Below are 22,908 nucleotides of genomic sequence, written 5' to 3' on the forward strand. Positions count from 1 at the left end.
GGCCGGTAGACCACCTATGACGAGGAGGCGGCGTCCTGAGTACCTTGACGTATGGGGACTATCTCCACATGGAGACCCTGCTCTCGCTCCAAGAGCCGAAGGCCCCGAACACAGCCGGCCGCGCGGTCGTCCTAGCCGTAGCCGAACAGTTCTTCATCATCACCCACCAGTCCTGCGAGCTGTGGCTCAAGCAGCTCGGGGCTGATCTGGACGCCGCTGCCGAGGCGCTCCTGCCGCCCTGCGATCCGCACGACCTGGAGCTGGGGCTGGAGTTCCTGCAGCGGTCCGGTGAGTTGATACGGGTCCTCCAGCAGCAGTTGGCGGTGCTGGAGAAACTGCCACTGCGCTACTTCGCCGAGTTCCGGACCTATCTGGACACGGCGAGCGGCGCGCAGTCCGCTCAGTTCCGGCGGCTGACGGCGCTCCTCGGCAACAGCCATCATCAGGGCAGCCTCTACGAGGCGTTCGCGGCGGCGGCCGAGTACCACGGGCAGTCCGTGCACGATGTCCTCCGGCGCGGCGTGGAGTGCGGCGTGCTGCACCGCCTCGCCGAAGCGCTGGTGGACCTGGGCAACGGCTACTGGCACTGGAAGGTGGCGCACCTGGCGCTGGTGTCGAAGATGATCGGGGAGCAGGACGGGACCGGCGGCTCGAGCGGTGTCGACTTCCTCGCCCGCCGCGTCACCCGGCCCTTCCCCGAACTTCGCCGCCTGCGCGGGAAGGTGCACCACTCGTAGCCTTCCGGCCGCCGACGAGTACTCATGGATGAGGGCCTCCTGCGCCCGGGCGTGGATGGCGCGGTCCACACCGGGCCCAGGAGGCCCTCACGTGATCGTGCGTCCCGCACGTGTGTCATCGCCGTGCCGGGGCAGCCGCCTAGCGTGATTCGATGTCCAGGGCGTAGCCGCGGCCCCAGGCGGTGCGGATCACCAGGTCGGTCGGTGTCAGACGGCGGCGCAGCCGCATGATGTGGAGGTCGAGCGAGTTCCTCGTCGGCCTCTGCACGCGTTCCGCGAGCCGTTGTGAGAGTTCGTGTCTGTACACCACCTCCCCGAAGTGCTCGATGAGCAGCTCCATCAGTTCGGTCTGGACGCTGGAGACGGTGATGGAGTGCGAACCGAAGGTGAGTGTTCCGGCGGAGTCGAGGGTCGGTGTCTGTCGGCTGTCGAGCCGGTTCTGGAGGGCCCTGACCCGGGCGTCGAGATCGTCCCGGGAGATGGGTGCCCGGACCCAGTCCTCGAAGGGGTCGTTGCAGACCGGCGGGCGGGCACCCGCCTCCACCACGAGGAGACGGGGCACTCCGTCCCTCCTACATCGGTTCCGAAGGTCCGTTTGTGCCGGCCATCGGACGAACATGACATCGCTGGTCGTGCATTTCACAGCGTGCGCCTCCCCGTCGACGCAAAGAGATGATCACTGTCGTCGTCGGCCGACGGCGTTCTCGCGTCGGCCGAGCAGGCATAACAGACCGCAGGCCGTGGTGGTGTGGTTCGGTGCCACGGCCTCGCCCCGCAGCGGCGCCCCGTTCTCCCGCGCCGGCACCCGGAGCCGCGCCTCACGGCGCAGCGCTAGCCGTTCATCGCTTCCCGGAGACTGCGCGGTCGCATGTCGGTCCAGTGCTCCTCCACGTAGGCGACGCTCTCCGCTCGCCCGGCGGGGCCGAATACGCTGCGCCATCCGGCGGGCACCTCGGCGAAGGCAGGCCACAGGGAGTGCTGGTCCTCGTCGTTGACCAGCACGTGGAACTGGCCGTTCTCGTCGTCGAACGGGTTGGTGCTCACCTTGCGTCCTCCCGAGGTCGTTTCAGCACGTACGGGTTCGAACAGGGTCACTGCGCTGCCCGCAGAATCCGGTTGATGGTGCGGCTGATCTCAGCCGCGTTCCGCGGCCAGTACATCTCGTTGTGAGCGCAGGCGATGTCGACGCGCTGCACACGTCCGTCGACGTGCTCCTGCCAGAGCACGTCCAGGTCCTCGTCCAGTTGCCGCTTGTCGTGGGTCTCCGGGTCGAGGAGTGCGTTGAAGAAGACGACGTCACCCCGGTACCGCGGTGAGGTGAACCGCCGCATCTGCTCCATCTGTCCGATGAAGATCGAGGAGGCGGTGGTGACGAGCGAGGGGTACTCCTCCATCCCTGCCAGGTGTCCCATGTAGTTGGCGAGGTAGCGGCGGACCATGGACTCGTCCAGCGCCTCCAGGTCGGCGAAGTGGCTGGAGGGCGCGGCGTCCAGCAGCGCCAGGAGGGCCACCTCGTGTCCGCGACGCTGGAGTTCGGCCGCCATGGCGTGCGCGAGGGTGCCGCCGAAGGACCAGCCCAGCAGGTGGTAGGGGCCGCTCGGCTGGACCTGGAGCACCTGCCCGAGGTAATCCTCGACCATCTCCTCGACGGAGCCGGCCGGCTCGGTGGTCCCGTCGAAGCCGCGTGCCTGGATGCCGTACAGCGGCCAGGCCGGGTCGAGGTGGCGGGCGAAGCCGAGGTAGGGCCAGCTCAGCCCGCCGCCCGGGTGCAGCCACCACAGCGGCGGCTTCTGCCCCTCTGTGCGGATCGGCAGCAGGACGGCGAACGGGTCCTCGAAGTCGGCGTCGGCGTCGGCGGTCAGCTGTTCCGCCAGTTCGGCGACGGTCGGATACTGGAACACCGTGCGGATCGGGACCTCCACGCCCAGCTTCTCGTGGATCCGCCACACCAGGCGCGTCAGCCGCAGGGAGTGGCCGCCGCAGGCGAAGAAGTCGTCGTCGATGCCGATCCGGTCCAGGCCCAGCACCTCGGCGAAGAGCGCGGCGAGCTCCTCCTCGCGCGGGGTGCGCGGGGCCCGGTGCTCCCCGCCGACCGGGTCCGGCTCGGGGAGCGCGGCCCGGTCCACCTTGCCGTTCTCGGTGAGCGGCAGCCGGTCGAGGACGATGATCTCGGCGGGCATCATGAACTCCGGCAGCCGGCCGGAGAGCCGCTCGCGCAGCAGGGAGGGCAGCCGGGAGGCGCGGCGGGAGACCGCGGGGACGTTCGCCAGCCGGGCCGAGGGGGCGCCGGCGGGCCGGTACAGGCCGTCGCAGCAGACCGCGTCCACGTCGGGCACGACGGCCGCCTCGAAGCGGTCACCCGCCTGCGCCGACCACGTGCAGTACACCGCGAGCCCGCGCCGGGCGCCCCAGACCTCCAGTTCGGCCGGGTCGAGGGTGCCGCCCAGTTCGGCGGGAGCACCCCATTCGGCGGCCTCGCCCGCCAGGCGGGCGTTGGGAATGCCGGTGAGACGGAGCCGGCCGCCGTGCCGGGCCAGCGCGGTCTCCAGGTCGGCCAGTTCGCGCACCTCCGCCCCCCAGGCAGCCTCGGGCAGGTCGCCGAGGTTCAGTGGCTTCGCCGGTGCCTTGTGCAGCACGACCTCGTAGCGGTGGCGGGTCAGCTCGTTGTGGTGGGTGCCCTGCTTGAGGCGGACGTCGGCCGCGACGGCGTCCGGGCGGGCCTCGGCCCAGCGGGTGAAGAAGCCGGGGTCGACGACGAGTTCCTTCTCGGCGAGCACCGCGCGTTCGACGGCGGCCTGCACGGCGGCCGGGCCGTCCGCGGGCTGTCGGCAGCGGTGCACCGCCGCGGCGAACGTGCGCAGGGTGCGGTGGTTGCGGACGTCGCCGAGCACGACGCGTCCGCCGGGTGCGAGCCGGTCCATCGCGAGATCGAGCACCCGGGTGAGGTAGTCGGCGTCCGGGAAGTACTGCACGACCGAGTTGAGGATCACCGTGTCGAAGTACCCGGCGGGCAGGCCGTCGGCGTCGTCGGCGGGCTGGCAGCGCAGGGTCACCTTGCCCGACAGCCGCCGGTCGGCGCCGGTCTGGGCGCGCAGCCGCTCGATGACGGGCGCCGAGAAGTCGGTGCCCCAGTACTCCTCGGCCTCCGGTGCGAGCGGGCCGAGCAGCAGACCGGAGCCGACACCGATCTCCAGCACCCGGCGCGGGCGCAGGGACCGCACCCGCCGCAGCACCGCCTCGCGCCAGGACCGCATCTCCGCCAGCGGGACGGGGCGGCCGGTGTAGGAGCTGTTCCAGCCGGTGAAGTCCTCGCCGACCGTGTCGGTGGCGACCTCGGTCCCGCCATACATGGTGTCGTAGATCTCGCGCCACTCGCTGACCTGTTCGGCGGCGTCTCGGCCGGTGGAAGCGGTGCTGTCGGGCACCACGTAGGCGACCATGCGGCGTTCGCCGAGCCGGTCCCGGCGCACGGCGACCACCGCGTTCGCCACGCCGTCCTGCTCGCGCAGCACCGCCTCCAGCTCGCCCGGCTCGACGCGGAAGCCGCGCAGCTTGAGCTGGTCGTCGCTGCGGCTGACGTAGTGAAGGCGGCCGTCGGCGTCCCAGCGCACCAGGTCGCCCGTGCGGTACACACGCGCTCCCGGCTGCGCGGACGGGTCGGGCACGAACCGGGCGGCGGTCAGGCCCGGGCGGCCCGCGTAACCGCGCGCCACGCCGTCACCGCCGATGTACAGCTCACCCACCACGCCGGGTGGCACCGGCCGCAGCCGGTCGTCCAGGACGAGGAGCCGGCTGCCGTCCATCGGGGCGCCGATGGGCAGCGGGTCGGTGCACTGCGCCGCCGAGGCCATCCGGTGCCGGGAGGCGAACGTGGTGGTCTCGGTCGGGCCGTAACCGTTGACCACGGTGACACCGGGGCAGGCGTCGAGGACCGTGCGGACGGCGGTCGGCGACAGGACGTCCCCGCCGGCCCACACCTCCTGGACGGCGCCGAAGCACTCGACGTGCTGTTCGGCCATCACGGCGAACAGTCCGGCGGTCAGCCAGAGCGCCGTCACCTCCCGCTCGGTGATCACCCGGGCGAGTTCCGCGGTGTCCGGCCGGCCGGCGCGGGCCACCACGGTCGTGCCGCCGCCGAGCAGCGGCACCCACATCTCGTACGTCGACGCGTCGAAGGTGTGCGGCGAGTGGAAGAGGACGCGGCGATGGGCGCCGGTGCGGAAGCAGCTGTCGAGCGCGAGGTCGACGACGTTGCGGTGGGTCACCTCCACGCCCTTGGGGCGGCCGGTGGAACCCGAGGTGTACATCACGTAGGCGACGGCGTGCTCGCCGACGCCTTCCACCTCGGGCGGCGAGTCGGGCAGCCCGTCGAGGTCCGCCTCGGCGAGTCCCCCGTCCACGGTGACCGCCGCGTCGAGGTCCGCGAGCAGGAAGTCGATGCGCTCGGGCGGGTGGGTCGGGTCGACGGGCGCGTAGACGGCACCGGCCTTGAGGACACCGAGGATGGCGGCGACCAGCAGCGGCGAGCGTTCCATCACGAGGGCGACGCGGTCGCCCGGGCGGGCGCCGCGGGCCACGAAGTGGTGCGCGAGGCGGTTGGCCCAGCGGTCCAGTTCGGCGTAGGTCCAGGTGCGCGAGGAGTCGGCGGAGACCAGCGCGGTCGCGTCCGGGGTCGCGGCGACGGCGGCGGCGAACCGCTCGGGAAGGGTGCCGGCCTCGAGCCCGGCGCCCCGGGCCGGGCCGGACCAGGCGCTCAACGCCGCGCGCTCGTGCTCGGTCAGGACACCGACGGATCCGATGGGTGTGTCGGGCGCCGCGACCACCTGGCGCAGGAAGTGCAGCCACCGGTCGAGGAGCGTCCTGACCGTCTCCACCTCGAAGAGGTCGGTGGCGTACTCCGCGAAGCCCTCGATGCGGGCCGGCGCGTCTTCCTCGTCCCGTTCGGTGACGCTGATGAACAGGTCGAAGCGCGCGGTGCCCAGGGAGAGCGGCTCCTCGGTCACGGTGAGGCCGGACAGGTGGAACTCCGGCCGCGTGTTGTTCTGCAGGGCCAGGCACACCTGGAAGAGCGGGTGGTGGGCGGGCGAGCGGACCGGGTTGAGCACCTCGACCAGGTGCTCGAACGGGATGTCCTGGTGGTCGTAGGCGGCGAGGCTGCTCTCGCGGACCCGGTCGACGAGCTCGGCGAAGGAGGGGTCGCCGGAGGTGTCCGCTCGCAGCACCCACGTGTTGACGAAGAAGCCGACCAGCCGGTTGAGCGCCTCGTCGGTGCGTCCGGCGATGGGCGAGCCGATCGGCACGTCCGTGCCCGCGCCGAGCCTGGTGAGCAGCGCGGCCAGGGCCGCCTGGAGCACCATCGACACCGTGGCGCCGCGCTCCCGGGCCATCCGGCGCACAGCGTCGGTCAGCTGGGGGTCGAGTGCGAGCGGCACCAGATCGCCGGCGTACGACGCGACGGCGGGCCGGGGCCGGTCGATGGGGGGCGTGACGGTCTCGGGCAGGCCGGCCAGCTGGGTCGTCCAGTAATCCAGCTGCCGCCGGTAGAGGCTGCCCGGGTTCTCGCTGTCGCCCAGCAGTTCCCGCTGCCAGAGGGTGTAGTCGGCGTACTGCACGGCAAGCGGTTCCCACTGCGGCGCCCGGCCCGCGCTGCGGGCCTCGTAGGCGGTGGCGAGGTCCTCGGCGAGCGGGAGGGCGGACCAGCCGTCGGCGACGATGTGGTGTGCGCCGATGAGGAACACCGCCTCGCGTTCGCCCGTCCGCAGCAGCCAGGAGCGGAAGGGGATCTCGGCCGCCAGGTCGAACGGACGGCGCGCCGCCTCGCGCAGGACGCCGGGCAGCTCGGCCTCGGTGATCTCGTGCTCCTCCCAGGGGACCTCGACCGCGGTCGGCGGCAGGATCCGCTGGTACGGCTGCCCGTCCGCCTCGCCGAAGACGGTGCGCAGGGATTCGTGCCGCTCGACGACGTCGTGCACGGCGCGGCGCAGGGCGGCCGCGTCGAGCGCGCCGCGCATCCGCAGGGCCAGCGCGACGTTGTAGGTCGCCGAGGGCCCCTCGAAGCGGTGGATGAACCACAGCCGCTGCTGGGCGTAGGACAGGGGCAGCCGCTCGGGCCGCGCCTGGGGTCGCAGCGGCGCGCGGAGGTGGTTCAGGGTGGTCAGGTGGGCCGCGAGTTCGGCGACGGTGGGCGACTGGAAGACGGCCCGGATGGGGATCTCCACACCGTGCTCGGCCCGGATGCGGCTGACCAGCCGGGTGGCCAGGAGCGAGTGGCCGCCGATGGAGAAGAAGTTGTCGTCCACGCCGACCCGGTCGAGACCGAGGACCCCGGCGAACAGCGCGCACAGCGACTCCTCCTCCGGTGTGGCGGGGGCCCGGCCGCCACCGGCCGTGTAGTCGGGCGTGGGCAGAGCCCGCCGGTCGGGCTTGCCGTTGTCGGTCAGCGGCACGGCGGCGATGGGCACGATGGCGGCCGGGATCATGTACTCGGGCAGAGTCTCCCGCAGATACCCGCGCAGGGCGGGCAGCAGTGCCGTAACGGCGGCGGCGGCCGCGGGGTCGTTCGCCGGGGTGCGTCCGTCGGTGGCCGGCAGGTATGTGCAGGTGAGGAGGGTGCCGGCCGCCGGGCTGTCGCGCAGCACGACGACGTCGAGCAGGTCGACGGCTTCGGCCGACCAGGTCGGCACCGCGTCCCAGCCGTGCCGGGCGGCCCAGGCACGGATCTCGGCGGTGTCGAGCGGCGGCAGCTCCGGCGCGGCGGAGCCGTCGAGGCCGAGGGCGCGGGCCGCTGCGGCCTCATCGGTGAGGCGGGCGTTCGGGATTCCGGTGATCCGCACCGCCGGCTCCGGCCGGTCGCCTATGCGGTCGGCGAGCCGGCCCAGGTCGCCTTCCCAGGCCAGGGTGGGGACGCCGTCGAGCCGTCGCGGGGCGTCCGCCGGTTCCGTGCCCGGCTTGTGCAGCACGACCTCGTAGCGGTGCCGGGTCAGCTCGTTGTGGTGGACGCCGTCCTTGGTGCGGATGTCGGCTCCGGCCCCCCCGGCCCGGTGGGCCCAGCTCAGGAACCACTCGGGGTCGACCACCAGCTCATTCTCCAGCAGGACGGCCTGTTCGACCGTGGTGCGCAGGACGGCCGGTGCCGCATCAGGGTGCTTCGCCCGCTGGACGCCCGTCTGGAGCGTGGGCAGGGAGGCGGCCCGCCGGACGTCGCCGAGGACGATCCGGCCGCCGGGCGCGAGCAGTTCCCAGGCGCCGTCCAGGACCCGGGCGAGGTAGCGGTCGTCAGGGAAGTACTGCACGACCGAGTTGAGCAGCACGGTGTCGAAGGTGCCACGGGGCAGTCCGGTGAGATCGTCGGCGGCCTGGTGGCGCAACCGGACTCGGTCGGCCAGGCCGGCCCGGGTCACCTGCTCGCCGAGCCGGTCGATCACGGCCCGGGAGAGGTCGGTGGCCCAGTACTCCTCCACCCGGCCGGCGAGGTGCGCGAGCAGGAGCCCGGTGCCGACGCCCAGTTCGAGGACGCGCTCGGGCGACCATCGCAGGACGCCTTCCACGGCGGCGTCGCGCCAGGCCCGCATCTCGTCGAGCGGGATCGGCTCACCGGTGGAGGAGTCGTTCCAGCCCGTGAAGTCCTCACCGAATCCGTGTCCGCCGTCGTCGGAGTAGGTCTGGTCGTAGACCTCCTGCCATTCCTCCACCTGGTCGTCGGTGCCGCCGGCGGGCGGGAGGGCTCCGGTGTCGGGGACGACATAGGCGACCAGGCGCAGATCGCCGGGCTGGTCTTCGCGGGCGGTGACGATGGCCTGGCGGACGGCCGGGTGCCGGACCAGGGCGTGCTCGATCTCGCCGGGCTCGACGCGGAACCCGCGCAGCTTGACCTGGTTGTCGGCGCGGCCGAGGAAGCAGATGTTGCCGTCCGGGAAGAAGCTGGCGCGGTCGCCGGTGCGGTACAGCCTGTCGCCCTCACGTGCGCTGAACGGGTCACGGACGAATCGTTCCGCGGTCAGTTCCGGCCGGTTGACATAGCCGACGCAGAGACAGTCCCCGCCGATGTACAGGTCGCCCTCGACGCCGACGGGGCACGGCTCCATGTTCTCGTCGAGCACGTAGTAGCGGGCGTTGTCGATGGGACGGCCGTAGGGGATGCTGCGCTGGGACGGGTCGATCTCCCGGACCCGGAAGTAGTTGGACCACACCGTCGCCTCGGTGGCGCCGCCGAGGCTGACGATCTCCGCGCCGGTGAACACCCGGCGGACCTCGTCGGGCAGCGACAGCGGGGTGTAGTCACCGGAGAGGAACACCAGGCGCAGGTCGCCGGTGCCCTCGTACCCGCCGTCCTCCGTGAGCAGGGATGCGACCTGGTTGAGGGTGGTGGGCACCGAGTCCCAGAAGGTGATCGGCTCCGTGAGCAGGACGTCCAGGAGCAGCTGCGGATCGCGCTGCTGGACAGCGTCCGCGAGGTAGACGCCGCCGCCGCAGCCGAGCAGGCCGAAGATGTCGAAGACGGAGAGGTCGAAGCCCAGCGAGGTGACACACAGGACGACGTCGTCGGGGCCGAACGCGAACGTGCGGTAACACCAGTCGATCAGGTTGTGCACCGGGCGGTGGGTGACAGCGACGCCCTTCGGCTTCCCGGTGCTGCCGGACGTGAAGATGATGTACGCCGTGTTGTCCGGTCCCGCGGCCGGTTCCGGATCGTGGTCGGCGCCGGGCGACCGGGCGTCGGCGAGTTCGGCGAGCCGGACGCCGTCCGGCAGGGACCAGCGTTCGGTGTCCGGCGTGGACAGCACGAGGGAGCACCCGGCATCGGCGAGCATGCCGGCCACGCGGTCGGCGGGCAGCGCCGGCTCCAGCGGGAGATAGGCGCCGCCCGCCTTGAGCACGCCGAGGACGGCGGCGATCATGGCCGGCCCACGGGGAACTCCGACACCGACGACGGTCTCCGGGCCGACGCCGCGTTCCTTGAGGTCCCAGGCGACGCGGTTCGCCCACCGGTTCAGCTCGCCGTAGGTCATGGTGCCGTCGGCCCAGCGCAGGGCGGTGGCGTCCGGGCGCCGTGCGGCCTGCTCCTCGAAGAGCAGATGGACCGGTCCCGGGCAGTGGACGGGGTGGGCGGTGTCGTTCCACTCGACGAGGATCCTGTGGCGCTCGGCGGCGTCGAGGAAGTCGCCGGGCCGGCCGGCCCCGGCCGCTGCGCCGACGGTGGTCCTCGGGTCGGCCACCACCTCTTCGACGACGGCCACGAACCGTGCCGCGATGTCCTCCACGGTGGAGCGGTCGAAGAGGTCGGTGGCGTACTCGATCTCACCGACGACGGAGCCGGTGGAGTCGTCCGGCGCCAGGTTGAAGAACAGGTCGAACTTGGCGCTGCCGGTGGGCAGCGGTTCCATCGTCACGGTGAGACCCGGCAGGTCCAGGTGCGGTGGGGTGTTGTTCTGCCACGCCAGCACCACCTGGAACAGGGGGTGATGCGCGGTCGACCGCTCCGGCCGCAACAGCTCCACGAGCCGCTCGAACGGCACATCCTGGTGATCGTAGGCGGCAAGCGCCTTCTTCCGTACCTGTTCAAGCACCCACTCGAAAGTCCGGTCCGCGGTCACCTGCACGCGCAGCGTCCAGGTATTGACGAAGAAACCCACCAGTTCACTCAGCGCCTCCTCCGTACGGCCCGCGATCGGCGAGCCGACGGTCACATCCTTGCCTCCTCCCAGCCGATGCAGCAATACCACCAAGGCGGCCTGGAGCACTATCGCCGTCGTGACACCATTGGCTTGCGCCATTTTCTCTGCGGCGGCGCGCAGCTCGGCGGACAACCCGACCGGGACCGATCCGCCGCAAAAACTCGCCACCTCGGGACGGGGCCGGTCCAGGGGCAAGGGAAGGGGCTTGGACACACCGGCCAGTTCCTCGCGCCAATAGGCACTCTGCGTCGAGACGACGCTGTCCGGATCCTTTTCGTCACCCAGCATTTCCTGCTGCCACAGCGCGTAGTCCGAATACTGCACAGGCAGTTCGGGCCAGTCCGGTGCCGTGCCGGTCACCCGGGACCGGTAGGCCGTCGACACGTCACGTGCCAGCGGGGCCAGCGAGCCGCCGTCGCCCGCGATGTGGTGGATCACCAGGACAACCAGGAACTCCTCGTCGCCACTCTGGAGGACGCAGCCGCGCAGCGGTATGTCCGTCGACAAGTCGAACCAGCTGCCGCTCACCGACGCCACCACGCCGGACACCCGCTCGGGGGCCACCCGGCCCCAGTCCTGCCAGGGCAGGTCGATCTCGGCAGGGTCGAGAACACGCTGGTACGGCTGGCCGTCGGACTCCGCGAAGACCGTGCGCAGGACTTCGTGGCGCACCATCACGTCGCGAAACGCCGCCCGCAGCGCGACGGCGTCGAGCGGGCCGTGGCAGCGCAGGAGCAGCGGGATGTTGTAGGTGGAGGAAGAGCCTTCGAAGCGGTTGATGAACCACATTCGCCGCTGCGCGTACGACAGGGGGGTCATGGTTTCTCCTACCTTTCGTTCATTCTCCGCAGCGGCTTTCGAGTGGAGGCCGACATCTCGTTCCAGCGGGTGGTCAGTTCCCCCACGGTCGGGGCGGTGAAGAGGATGCGCATCGGGATTTCCACGCCCATTTCCGCGCGTACCCGGGCCACCAGCCGGGTGGCCATCAGTGAATGGCCGCCCAGGAGGAAGAAATCGTCGTCGAGACCGATCCGCTCGGCGCCCAGAACCTCGGCGAACAGCACGCACAGCGTCTCTTCCCGGGGTGTACGGGGAGCCCGGTACTCGTCCCCGGCGATCTCCGGGCGGGGCAGGGCGGAACGGTCGAGCTTGCCGTTGGGCGTCAGTGGCAGTTCCGTGAGTGTCACGAACGCGGCCGGGATCATATAGGCCGGCAGCCGCTCTCCGACCGCCTCCCGCAGGAGCTCCGTGGTGGGCGGCTCGGCGCCGGTCTCCGGGACCACGTACGCCACCAGCCGGCGGTCCCCCGGACGCTCCTCGCGGGCGGTGACGACAGCCCGGCGGACCGCGGGGTGGCGGGTCAGGATGTGCTCGATCTCGGCGGGCTCGATCCGGTAGCCGCGCAGTTTGATCTGGTGGTCGGACCGGCCGAGGTACTCCACCTCACCCGTGTCCGTCCAGCGGGCGAGATCCCCGCTGCGGTACATACGGGCGCCCGGTGGCCCGAACGGGCAGGCCACGAACCGCTCCGCGGTCATGCCCGGCCTGTCGTGGTAGCCGCGGGCCAGGCTCTCGCCGGCGATCCAGAGGTCACCGGCAGCGCCGAGCGGTACCGGGCGCAGCGCCTGGTCCAGCACGAGGATCCGGGTGCCGGCGACCGGGCTGCCGACGGAGGGAGGCATGCCGGAGCGGCCGGGGAGCAGACGGGCGGCGGTGGCGTAGACGGTGGTCTCGGTCGGGCCGTAGAGGTTGGTGACCTCGGCGGCGTGCCGGCACAGGGTTTCGGCAAGCGCCAGGGGCAGTGCCTCGCCGGTGGAGATCACCCGCAGCCCGGTCAGACAGGCCGGCGCGTGGGTGACCAGGCTCTGCCAGAGCGCGGGGGTGGCCTGCATGACGGTGACGCCGGACCGTTCGACCAGGTCCAGCAGTGCCGACGGCTGGGTGATGTCGTCCTTGCCGGCCAGTACCACCCGGCCGCCGGCGAGCAGGGGCAGGAAGAGTTCCAGCGCGGCGATGTCGAACGCGACGGTGGCGCAGGCCAGCAACCGGTCGTCCGGCGTCAGGGTGAAGCGATTCTGCATGCCGGTCAGCAGGATCGCCAGCGCACCGTGCCGGACCACCACGCCCTTGGGCGTCCCCGTGGAGCCGGAGGTGTAGATGACGTAGGCGGCGTGGTCCGCGCCGACCGGAACGCGCGGGCCGTGGGCAGGGTGAGGGGACCGGTCGGACAGGTCCACCCCGGCCAGCCGCTTCTCATCGAGGACCAGCACTGGTGCGCTGTCCTCGACCACGGCCCGCACCCGGGCGGCCGGATACTCCGGGTCCACCGGCACATACGTGCCGCCGGCCTTCCACACGGCCAGCAGGGCCACCACCAGGTCGGCCGAGCGAGGCAGCAGCACCACGACCCGGGACTCCGGGCCCGCGCCCTGCCCGGCCAGCCAGTGCGCCAGCCGGCCGGCCCGCTCGTCCAGTTCCCGGTAGGTCAGCCGGTGCCCGCGGAACTCGACGCAGACCGTGTCCGGCGTCCGGGCCGCCCGCGCCGCGAGCAGGTCGGGGACGGTCCGCTCGGGGGGCGGGACCGCGGTGTCGTTCCAGCCGTGCAGCACCTGTTCGCGCTCGGCGTCGGACAGCACGTCGAGCGCGCCGACGGTGGCCCGCGAACCGGCGGCGAACTGCCGCAGCACCCGCACCAGCCGGTCGGCGAGCGCCTCCACGGCGGTCCGCTCGAAGACGTTGCGGCGGTACTGGAAGGAGATCCGCAACAGCGGGTCGGCTGCCGCGATCACGGTCAGCGGATAGTGCGGCGGGGCGTACGGGCGGATACCGGTCACCACCGGTTGCGCCGACGCGCCTGCCGCCGCGTGTCCGGACCGGTCGACGGGGAACGACTCGAACACCACAAGCGTGTCGAACAGCTCGTTCAGCCCGGTCGCCCGCTGGATGTCGGCGAGCCCCACATGGTGATGGTCCAGCAGTCCCGCCTGGGCGTCCTGGAGCCGGCCGAGCACCTCCGGGACCGGGTCGGCCGGCGTGCATCGCACCCGCACCGGCACCGTGTTGATGAACAGGCCGATCGTGGTGTCCGCGCCCGGCAGCCCGGAGGGCCGACCCGCGACCGTGGCGCCGAACAGCACCTCCTGGCCGCCGGTGTGCTGCGCCAGCACCATGGCCCACGCGCCCTGCACCAGGGTGTTGGCGGTGACGCCCCACTCCGCGGCGCGGCGCGCCAACCTGATGGTGTCCTCGCCGGTGAGCGGCACGTCGATCTGCCCGCTGCCGCTGCCGCTGCCGGTCGGCCGGGCCCCTGGCGTCGTGAGCGCCAGCAGGGTCGGCTCCGCCACACCGGCGAGTTCCTCAGCCCACGCGCGGGCGGAGCGCGCCGTGTTCTGCCGTGACAGCCAGCTCAGGAAGTCCCGGTAGCCGTGCGGGCGCGCCGGTGCGGTGCCGACGCCGTCGGCGATGTACAGGTCCATGAGCTCGCGCTCGATGAGTGGTACCGACCAGCCGTCGAGCAGCACGTGGTGGGCGGTGAGGGCCAGTTCGGCGTACCGGGGGCCGATCGTGACAAGGGTCAGGCGCAGCAGCGGTGGGCTGTCCGGGCAGAAGCGGGCGTCCCGCTCCTCGGCGAGAATCTCCTCCAGCCGCGTGGCGGCGTCCGCCTCGCCGGTGAGGTCGAGGTGCCGCCAGGGCAGCGGGACGTCGTCCACGACGACCTGCACAGGCTCACCGGTGGCGCTCGGCTGGAACGCGACCCGGAGGTTCGGGTGCCGGTCGAGCAGTGCCTGGCCCGCCGCCCGCAGGCGCGCCGGGTTCACCGGGCCTTCGAGCCGGAACACGAACTGCGTCTGGTATGCCTCGGACGCGCTCTGCGCGAGCATCGTGTGGTATAGTAGCCCGCCCTGCAACGGCGTGAGCGGCCATACGTCGCTCACGCGTCCGAAGCGCTGTTGCCATTCGTCCAGTTCTTCCTGGCGGACGTCGACCAGCGGGACGTCGGACGGGGTCAGTCCCCGCCCGCCTGACTCGACCAGGTTCCGCAGGCCGCGCAGGGCGGCGCACCAGGTGCGGGACAGGGCGCGGACCTCGCCCGCGGTCAGAACTCCGGTGGCGAAGGTGAACAGGGCCGTGAGGCGCGCGTCGTCGCCCACGCCGGTCACCAGGGCGTTCAGTTCCAGCGCGCTGGGCGTCGGCATGTCCGCAGCCGGCGCGGCGACCAACTCGGCGCATTCGGGCGCGGAGGTCCATTCGGAGCCACGGGTGAGGTCCTGGCCGGGCGCCTGCTCCGGGTGGTCGAAGGAGAAACGGCCCAGGAAGTTGAATCCGATGTCGTCCGCCGGGTACCGGCGGAGCAGCGCCGCGGTGTCGTCGTTGACGTGGCGCAGGAGGGTGTAGCCGATGCCCTGGTCGGGCAGGGCCCGCCGCTGCTCCTTCACCAGCTTCAGGGCGTCACCGGCGGCAGCTTCTCCGGTGATCGCGGCGTCTACGTCGATCTCCGAGACGTCGAGGCGTACGGGGGTGACCGTGGTGAACCAGCCGACCGTGCGGGACAGGTCCGCACCGGGCACCAGCTCCTCCTGTCGGCCGTGCCCTTCCATCCGTACGACGGCCGTGCCGCCGGTGAGACCTTCCCGTTCCCGGACCAGTGCGAGGACGAGGGCGGTGAGCAGGACGTCGTCCGCGCCGCTGCGGTAGGCCGCGGGGACGGAGGTCAGGATCGCGTTCGTGAGGTCGGCCGGGAGCTCCACCCGGACGGTGTCGGTGGTGGAGGTGAGGTCCCGGCCCGGGTCGAGCGGCCGGGAGCCCACGGGGGCGACGGGGGCCGCGAGCAGATCGCGCCACAACGCCACCTCCGCCACCCGTTCAGGGCGGGCCGCCTCGTCGGCCAGGGCGTGCAGCCATCGGCGCAGGGAGGTGCCCACCCGCGGCAGGGCGGGGATCCGGCCTTCCTGGACCTGGCGCCAAGCCGCGGCCAGGTCGGGCAGCAGCACCCGCCAGGACATGCCGTCGACGACCAGGTGGTGGGCCGCGACCAGTAGCCGCCCGGGCCCGCCTGCGGCCCCCCGGAACAGGACCAGCCGGAGCATCCGCCCAGTCCGGACGTCGATGTGCCGCACGGCCTCGGCGGCCTCGGCGCGCAGCAGGGTCTGCCACGCCTCGCCGTCCCAGTCCCCCGGGCAGGCGACCCGGCCGACGAGCGCGCCGGCGTCCACCGTGCCGGGCGGCTGCACGAGCAGGCCGTCGTCCGTCAGCCGTGAGCGCAGGACGTCGTGCCGGTCCAGGACGCAGCGCAGGGCCGCGGTGAGGCCGGGGAGGTCGACAGCTGCGGGCAGCTCCAGCACCAGCCACTGGGCGAGGCGGTCCAGGCCGGGACCCCGCTCGGCGTACAGCCGGGCCATGGGGGGCAGCGGCAGCAGGCCGACGCCCCCGCCCTCGAGTTCGGCGAGGGTGGCCGGGGCGGTGTCGCAGGTCGCGGCCTGTGCGAGCGCGGCGACGGTGCGGCACTCGAACACGGTGCGCGGGCTGAACGCGAGACCGCCGGCGCGGGCGCGGGCCACCACCTGGATCGCCCGGATGCTGTCGCCGCCCAGAGCGAAGAAGTCGTCGTCCACCCCGATGTCGCTCAGGCCGAGCACCTCGGCGAACGCCGCGGCCAGAAGGCTCTCCTCACCGGTCCGGGGCGGCCGGTGGGCACGGCCGGTGATCTCCGGCTCGGGCAGCGCGGCCCGGTCCAGCTTGCCGTTCGCGGTCACCGGCATGCGGTCCAGCGCGACGAACACGGCGGGCACCAGGTGGGCGGGCAGCCGGGCCGCGACGAAGCCTCGCAACTCGGTGAGGTCCAGACCGGCGTGCAGATCCCAGTCGGTGCCGGTCGGGCCGCTGCCACCGGAGGTGGCCGGGACGACGTACGCGACGAGCTGGGCGGCTCCATCCGCGCCTCGGCCGGGCCGGGCGACCACGGCCGCCCTGAGCACTCCGGGGTGGTCGGTCAGCGTGTCCTCGATCTCCTGGGGCTCGACCCGGAAGCCGCGGATCTTCACTTGGTGGTCGGCGCGGCCGGCGAACTCCAGCTCACCGTCGGCGTTCCAGCGCGCGAGGTCGCCGGTCCCGTACATGCGCCGCCCCGGTTCCCCGAAGGGACAGGCCACGAAGCGCTCCGCGGTCAGGCCCCGGCGGTCGTGGTAGCCCCGGGCGAGTCCGGCGCCCGTGATGTAGAGGTCGCCGAAGACACCGGGCGGCAGCGGTCGCAGCCGGCTGTCGAGGACGTAGAGCGCGGTGTTCCAGATCGGGGTGCCGATCGGTATCGTGCGCGCCCCGGGCCGGTACTGCCACGCGGTGACGTCCACGGCCGCCTCGGTCGGCCCGTACAGGTTGTGCAGCGGCGTGCCGAAGGTCCGGTGGAACCACGCGGCCAGCTCGGCCGGCAAGGCCTCTCCGCTGCACACGACGCGGCGGAGACCGGTGCACGCGGCAGCCGTCTCCTCGGTGACGAACTCGGCCAGCATCGACGGGACGAAGTGCGCCGTCGTGACGCCGGCCCGCCGGATCACGTCGGCGAGGTAGTCCGGGTCGCGGTGCCCGTCCGGCCGGGCGACCACCAGGGTGGCGCCGGTGATCAGCGGCCAGAAGAACTCCCAAACGGACACGTCGAACGAGGCGGACGTCTTCTGCAGGACCCGGTCGGTGCCATCGAGCCGGAAACGATCCTGCATCCAGAGCAGCCGGTTGACGATCGCGGCGTGCGTGACGACGACGCCCTTGGGCCGTCCGGTCGATCCCGACGTGTAGATCATGTACGCGGGGTGGTCGACACCGTGCGGGGCAGAGGTGACGGGCCCTTCGGTGAGCGGGGCGTCGTCGACCATGACCACGGGGACGTCCGTGCGGGGCAGCCGGTCCGCGGTGTCCTTGACCGTGAGCAGCAGCGCAGGCCCGGCGTCGGCGAGCATGAACTCCACCCGCGCGGCCGGATAGTCCGGATCGACGGGGACGTAGGCGGCGCCCGCCCTGAGGACCGCGACCAGCGCGACGACCAGTTCCGGGGAACGGGGCACCGAGACCGCGACGAACCGCTCGGGCCCGGCGCCGCGCTCGGTCAGCAGGCGGGCGAGCCGGCCGGACCTCTCGGCCAGTTCCCGGTAGGTCGTCCGGGAATCCTCGAAGGTCAGCGCGACGGCGTCCGGGGTGGCGCGGGCCTGCCGGTCCAGCAGTTCGGTCAGGGTCGCCGGCGGCGGGGTCACCGTGGGTCCGGCGTACTCGGTGAGCAGCGCGCGGCGTTCGGAGGGGTACAGCGCGGTGACGGTCCCGACCGGGGCGTGCGGGTCGGCCAGGGCCATCCGCAGAAACGTCACGAACCGCTCGGCCAGCCCGGCGATGTCCTGGTCGTCGTACTCGGCCCGCGGCGCGTCGAACCGGACGTACAGGTCGCTTTCGGCCGTTCCGTCGGTGTAGACGCAGACCATCACCTCGTCGATCACGCCGAAGGTGCCACCGGCGAAGCGGGCCGAGGCTCCCGCCAGGTCGAGCGCCTCGACGGAGGGGAGCACGTTGACGACGGCGCCGAACGGACTGCGTGCCTCTCCGGCGTGGCCGGTGGCCCGTTTGATCAGAGATATGTCGTGCCGTGCGTGCCGCAGGACACGGCGCCGCTCCCGGCCAAGGGCCTCGGCCAGTTCCACGAAGTCGGCCGCCGGGTCCACCCGCGAGCGCAGCGGCACCCGGTTGGAGAGCAGACCGAGTGAGCGGCGCAGTGCGCCGACGCGGTGATTGACGGTGATGGTCAGCAGCGGCTCGGACAGACCGCACATGTGCCCCAGAAAGGCGGTGGCGGCCGAGGCGATCAGGTCGGGCACCGAGGTCCCGGCCGCAATGGAGGCGTGTTCCCAGGCGGCGAGTTCGGCGGCCGGGACCGTCGCGGTGCGGGTGGACATCCCCTGCGGGGCGGTGAGGCCGTCCCAGTACCCGGGCTCACCGACGGGGGCGCCGGCGCCGGGCCGGACACCGACGGGCAGACGGGCGGCGGGCAGGTCACCGGCGAGGTAGTCGGGCCAGAACCGCTCGGCGTCGGCGAACCGCTTCGACGCCCGGTAGGCGGCGTCCTTCGCCGCCGCGTCCTCCGGCGGGTTGGGGGCGCCCTCCGGCAACGCGGAGCCGGCGCGCAGTGCGCGGTAGATCTCGGCGATCCGCCGGGACAGCAGGGTGAGAACGCCGAACGCGTCGGTGAGGATGTGGTGGAAGACGAGCACGAGCAGGTGACGGCCGGGGCCCAGCCGGATGGAGCCGATCCGCAGCAGCGCGTCCTCGGTCAGGTCGAAGGGCCGGCGCACGAGATCGGCGACGACGGCGCGGGCCGCGTCGGCGGGGTCTGAGGTGTCTCCGACATCGAGGCGGAACGGCTCCCACGCCCCGAGGTCCCGGGCGACCGGCCTCAGTCCGTCGTCGTCGCGGCGGAAGTTCACCCTCAGCGCGTCGGCCTCCGCCACCGCCGCCCGCAGGGCCTCGGCGAGCAGGGCAGTGTCCAGGTCACCGTCGATGTCCCAGAGAGTCGCCACGTTGTTCGGTACGTCAGGGGTAAACTCCTGCGCGAGCCACATGGCTTCCTGCGCGGATGTGACGCCGTTGCAACCCATCCAAATGCCCCCAGCAAAGTGGTGTCCCGGTCAACGGCCCCTCGCCGTGCCGATGCTTGTCGTGGCCCATGTGGTGGAACAACCGAGATGAAAGATGTTGGCCAGAGACCGAAAAGGAATTGGCCATCACCCGAAACAACTCAGCCACACAGCGCGGGCCGGCGTCCGTCCGGAGCTCGCCGCAACCGCCCTGGAAGGCCGTCCTTCGCTCCCGGACCCGATCGTTCCCACGGCCGTCCTCCGCCTGCTAGCGCGGCTCTTCGGCCGTTGCGTCCGGGCTCCGGTTGTCGTGTGCGCTGGTCCGGACCACCTGGGCGACGGTCAGCTCGTAGGCGGAGTACCAGTGCTTCCTGCCCATGTGCTGCGCCACCTGGTGCTCGGGGTCGTGACGCCACTTGTCCAACGTCTCCTCGTCGCGCCACGTCATGACGGCGAGACGTTCACCGTCCTCCCCGGTGTAGTGCTTGACCTCCACCGGGTCGGACCCGGCGACGGCGCGGACCCGCTCCTGCATCCGCTCCTCGGTGGCGTAGTACTCCTCGCCGGCCTGCTCGGACAGGTGCGACTTGAACAGGATCACGAACATCCGGAGTCCTCCAGGGTGGCTGTGGTCGGGGTGGGGGGAGGGGTGCAGGCGCGCAGCCGGTCGTCCGGAGCCGAGACCAGTCCGGTGCCGTACCGGGCCAGCAGATCCGCCACGAGCCGGTCCAAACGCCGGTCGTCGCGCAGTACGGAGGCGTAGCTCTCCTCGCTGAAGGCGCACCGCTCGTACAGCGGCACGAACCGGTCGGGGAAGAGGACCGTCAGCCGCCCGCGCAGCACGTCCGCCGAGGTCTCCTCGCGAGGTGGGTTGGCCATGGTGAAGTAGTGCCGGTAGGAGAGCCGGGAGATCGCGTCGGCGTCCTCGGTCCGCGACTTCTCGTAGGCGGCCAGGCCCGCCGCCCAGTCGGCGGAGGCGTCGAGGCAGGCGACAAGGACCCGGGCGTCCTCGAAGCCGCAGTTCATGCCCTGCCCCATGAAGGGCGCCATCGCGTGACAGGAGTCACCGAGCAGCGCGAAGGTGTCTCGCCAGACCCATCGGTCGCAGCGGACGGTCGTGAGGGTCGAGACGGCCTTGGTGGCCAGCTGTTCCGCGATGTCGGGGATGATCGCGGTCGGCTCGGGAAAGTGAGCGGCGAACATCTCGGACAGGTCCTGGCCACCGCGGGCCGCCGCGTAGGACGGGGCGGGGCCGCCGAGACGCATGAACAAGGAGCCGGAGAGCTTCCCCGACGGCAGGGGGTGCGCGGCGAACATCGCCTTCCCGGCGGGCCAGAAGTGCGTGACGCCCGGGTCCAGCCGCCCGGCCGGCACGTCGATCTCCTGGTACGCCAGGTCCAGTTTGCGCACCTCGACCCGTGCGCCGCGCGCCTCCAGGGCGGCCCGGACGGCGGAGTGCGCGCCGTCGCAGCCGAGGACCCGGCGGCACGTCAGCCGGCGCGAGCCGTGCCGGTCCTCCACCAGCACCGCGGGTTCGTCCAGGTCCACCGAGCGCACCCGCTGCCCGAAGCGGATGCGCACACCGGGGGTCGCCTCGGCGGCGTCCAGCAGGATCTGGTGCAGCCGCCGGCGCTCCACCGCCCAGATGGGCTGTCCGTCCCGGCTATAGGGAGTCAACCGCGTCCGGCCGTCGGACAGGTGTCCGCAGCGTCCGTGCAGGGGGACGCAGATGCGGCGCACGGCGTCCGCGACGCCAAGGTCCGACAGGGCGCGCCAGCCGCGCGCCGACAGCATCACGACGAGTGACCGGCGTTCCGGAGGGGGCTCCAGTCTGGGGTCCGCCCGTTTCTCCAGCAGGGTGACCGTTCCGAAGCGGGGGGCGAGGTAGCAGGCCGTGACCGCGCCCACCAGACCGGCCCCCACGATGACGGTCTCCGGGTTCCCGTCCGTGTGGTTCGTGCCGTTGCCGTTCATGCTGTCCCCGCCCCTCGTCCGTCGTTCCGCCCGCGGTTCCGCGGTCGTGTCCGCGTCCGCACCTGGCTACGGCCGCCGCAGTTTCGCCAGGACCGCGGTGCCCACCTCCTTCGTGCCGAGGGATCCGCCGAGGTCGGGGGTGACACAGCCGGTCGCCACTGCCGCGGCGACCGCCCGGCGCACCGCGTCCGCCTCCTCGGTCCGGCCCAGGTGCTCGACGAGCAGGGCCACGGAGAGGATCGCGCCGAACGGGTTGGCGGTGCCGGTGCCCGCGATGTCCGGGGCGCTGCCGTGCACGGGCTCGAAGAGCGCCCGTCCGGTCGCGGGGTTGAGGTTGGCCGACGCCGCGACGCCCAGGCCGCCGGCGAGCGCGGCCGTGAGGTCGCTCAGGATGTCGCCGTAGGAGTTGTTGGTGACGATGACGTCGAAGGCGGTCGGATCGGTGGCCAGCCGCAGGGCGGCGGTGTCCACGTAGAGGTGGGACGCCTCAACGTGCGGGTGCCGTGCCACCGCCTCGCTCCAGCACCGCTGCCACAGCTGCCCGCCGTTGCGGACGGCGTTGGCCTTGTCGACGAGGCACACCGACCTGCGTGCCACGGAGAAGGCGAAGTCCAGTACGCGCGACACGCCGTGACGGGTGCTGAGGTCCACGTCGACGGCGACCTCCTGGGGGCTCCCGGTGCGGGTGACGCCTCCGATGCCGCTGTAGAGCCCCTCGGTGTTCTCCCTGACGATCACGCAGTCGATCGCCCGGCGGGATGGGTCGCGCAGCGGACTGAGCCTGTCGTGCCAAAGCCTGGCGGGGCGGTAGTTGACGTAGAGGTCGAGTTCGAGGCGCAGGGTGGTGAGGACCTCGCGCACGTACGGGGTGTCACCGAGCCGGGGATCGCCGACGGCGCCGAGGAGCGCCGCCTCGCCGGACCTGATCCGGTCGAGGTCGGCTCCGGTCAGGGCTGTTCCGGTGCGCAGGTACGCCTCAGCGTTGACGTGGTCCAGGACGTCCGTGCGCACTCCGAGGCCGAGGGCCTCGAGGACGTCCAGCGCCGGCCCGATCACCTCGGGGCCGATGCCGTCACCGGGGATCACGGCGATGGTGGTCAACGCCGCCTCACTTCCGGCCCTGGCTCAGCACGTCCACGACGAGTTCCGCGACGTCGGACGTCACATGGAAGTGCCCGCCCGGCCGCGCGGTTTCCGTGAAGCCGCCGGAGGTGACGCCCGCCCACCCCGCCAGCTGGGCCTGCTCCACCAACGGGTCGCCCTCGCCGTGGTAGCAGCGCACGGGGCAGGACAGCGAACGGGCGCCCGGGCGGGGCCGATAGGTCGCGTGGGCCCGCAGGTCCGAGCGGATGACGGGCAGGAGGAGGTCGCGCAGCTCGGCGTTCTCGGCGATCGCGGGTTCGATGCCGCCCAGCGCGCACAGCGTCGTCCAGAACTCGTCGTCGGGTGCCAGGTGGATGCTTCTGTTGTTCATCCGTCCGGGCGGCAGAGCGGCGGACACGCAGAGCGCCAGGGGTTCCTCGCCGGCGTCCCGCAGCAGCAGGGCGGTCTCGTAGGCGACCAGCGCGCCCAGGCTGTGCCCGAACAGAATGTGGTCGCCCGGCGGCAACCGCAGCAGCTCCGCCGCCACGCAGCCGGCCATCGCGGCCACGTCGTCCACGGGCGGCTCGCCGAAGCGGTCGCCGCGGCCCGGGTACTGAACGGCCATCAGCGACACGCCGGGCGGCACCGCGGCGGACCACTCGCCGAAGGTGATCCCCGAGCCCCCCGAGTGCGGGAAGCACACCACGCGCACGCCGAGCGGGTCACCGGTGATCATCGACCGCACCCATCCGCGTTCCCGTATGCGGCTCATCCTCTTCGCCCTCCTGGCCGGCCGTCGTTCCGTCCGCACCATGTTTTCCATTCGCCGCG

The 22,908-nt window shown here is 72.3% G+C and carries 9 protein-coding genes; 1 reads left to right on the forward strand and 8 read right to left on the reverse strand.

What is annotated here, in order from left to right; all coding sequences use genetic code 11:
* The first annotated feature begins 44 nt into the window (after nt 1-44).
* Nucleotides 45-737 carry a tryptophan 2,3-dioxygenase family protein gene (locus Sdia_RS23355; protein WP_262417744.1) on the forward strand — a complete coding sequence of 231 codons (693 nt, stop codon included), beginning with the start codon at nt 45-47 and terminating at the stop codon, nt 735-737.
* A gap of 139 nt (nt 738-876) precedes the next feature.
* Here Sdia_RS23355 and Sdia_RS23360 read toward each other — a convergent pair whose 3' ends face one another.
* The 8 genes from Sdia_RS23360 to Sdia_RS23395 all read right to left on the reverse strand — a co-directional run bounded on the left by Sdia_RS23360 (nt 877) and on the right by Sdia_RS23395 (nt 22,849).
* Nucleotides 877-1,299 carry a winged helix-turn-helix domain-containing protein gene (locus Sdia_RS23360; RefSeq protein WP_206281307.1) on the reverse strand — a complete coding sequence of 141 codons (423 nt, stop codon included), beginning with the start codon at nt 1,297-1,299 and terminating at the stop codon, nt 877-879.
* A 269-nt stretch (nt 1,300-1,568) separates the two neighbouring features.
* Nucleotides 1,569-1,781 (reverse strand): MbtH family protein, encoded by a 213-nt coding sequence (locus Sdia_RS23365; RefSeq protein ID WP_113687523.1) that lies wholly within the window; start codon nt 1,779-1,781, stop codon nt 1,569-1,571.
* A gap of 47 nt (nt 1,782-1,828) precedes the next feature.
* Complete coding sequence (locus tag Sdia_RS23370; protein WP_189500332.1) at nt 1,829-11,230, reverse strand: non-ribosomal peptide synthetase; 9,402 nt, start codon at nt 11,228-11,230, stop codon at nt 1,829-1,831.
* A gap of 8 nt (nt 11,231-11,238) precedes the next feature.
* Nucleotides 11,239-19,041 carry a non-ribosomal peptide synthetase gene (locus Sdia_RS23375; protein WP_262417745.1) on the reverse strand — a complete coding sequence of 2,601 codons (7,803 nt, stop codon included), beginning with the start codon at nt 19,039-19,041 and terminating at the stop codon, nt 11,239-11,241.
* A gap of 247 nt (nt 19,042-19,288) precedes the next feature.
* Nucleotides 19,289-19,627 (reverse strand): antibiotic biosynthesis monooxygenase family protein, encoded by a 339-nt coding sequence (locus Sdia_RS23380; RefSeq protein WP_128461849.1) that lies wholly within the window; start codon nt 19,625-19,627, stop codon nt 19,289-19,291.
* The gene (locus Sdia_RS23385; protein ID WP_128461847.1) at nt 19,618-20,994 is read right to left on the reverse strand and encodes an FAD-dependent oxidoreductase; all 1,377 of its coding nucleotides are present in this window, start codon (nt 20,992-20,994) and stop codon (nt 19,618-19,620) included. The genes Sdia_RS23380 and Sdia_RS23385 overlap by 10 nt, the downstream gene beginning before the upstream one ends.
* A 66-nt stretch (nt 20,995-21,060) precedes the next feature.
* Complete coding sequence (locus Sdia_RS23390; protein ID WP_128461845.1) at nt 21,061-22,095, reverse strand: isocitrate/isopropylmalate dehydrogenase family protein; 1,035 nt, start codon at nt 22,093-22,095, stop codon at nt 21,061-21,063.
* Nucleotides 22,096-22,102: 7 nt separating this feature from the next.
* A complete protein-coding gene (locus tag Sdia_RS23395) occupies nt 22,103-22,849 on the reverse strand; it encodes a thioesterase II family protein (protein ID WP_164904283.1) in 747 nt (248 codons plus the stop codon).
* Nucleotides 22,850-22,908 lie beyond the last annotated feature (59 nt).

This window comes from Streptomyces diastaticus subsp. diastaticus, assembly GCF_011170125.1.
GTDB lineage: Bacteria > Actinomycetota > Actinomycetes > Streptomycetales > Streptomycetaceae > Streptomyces > Streptomyces diastaticus.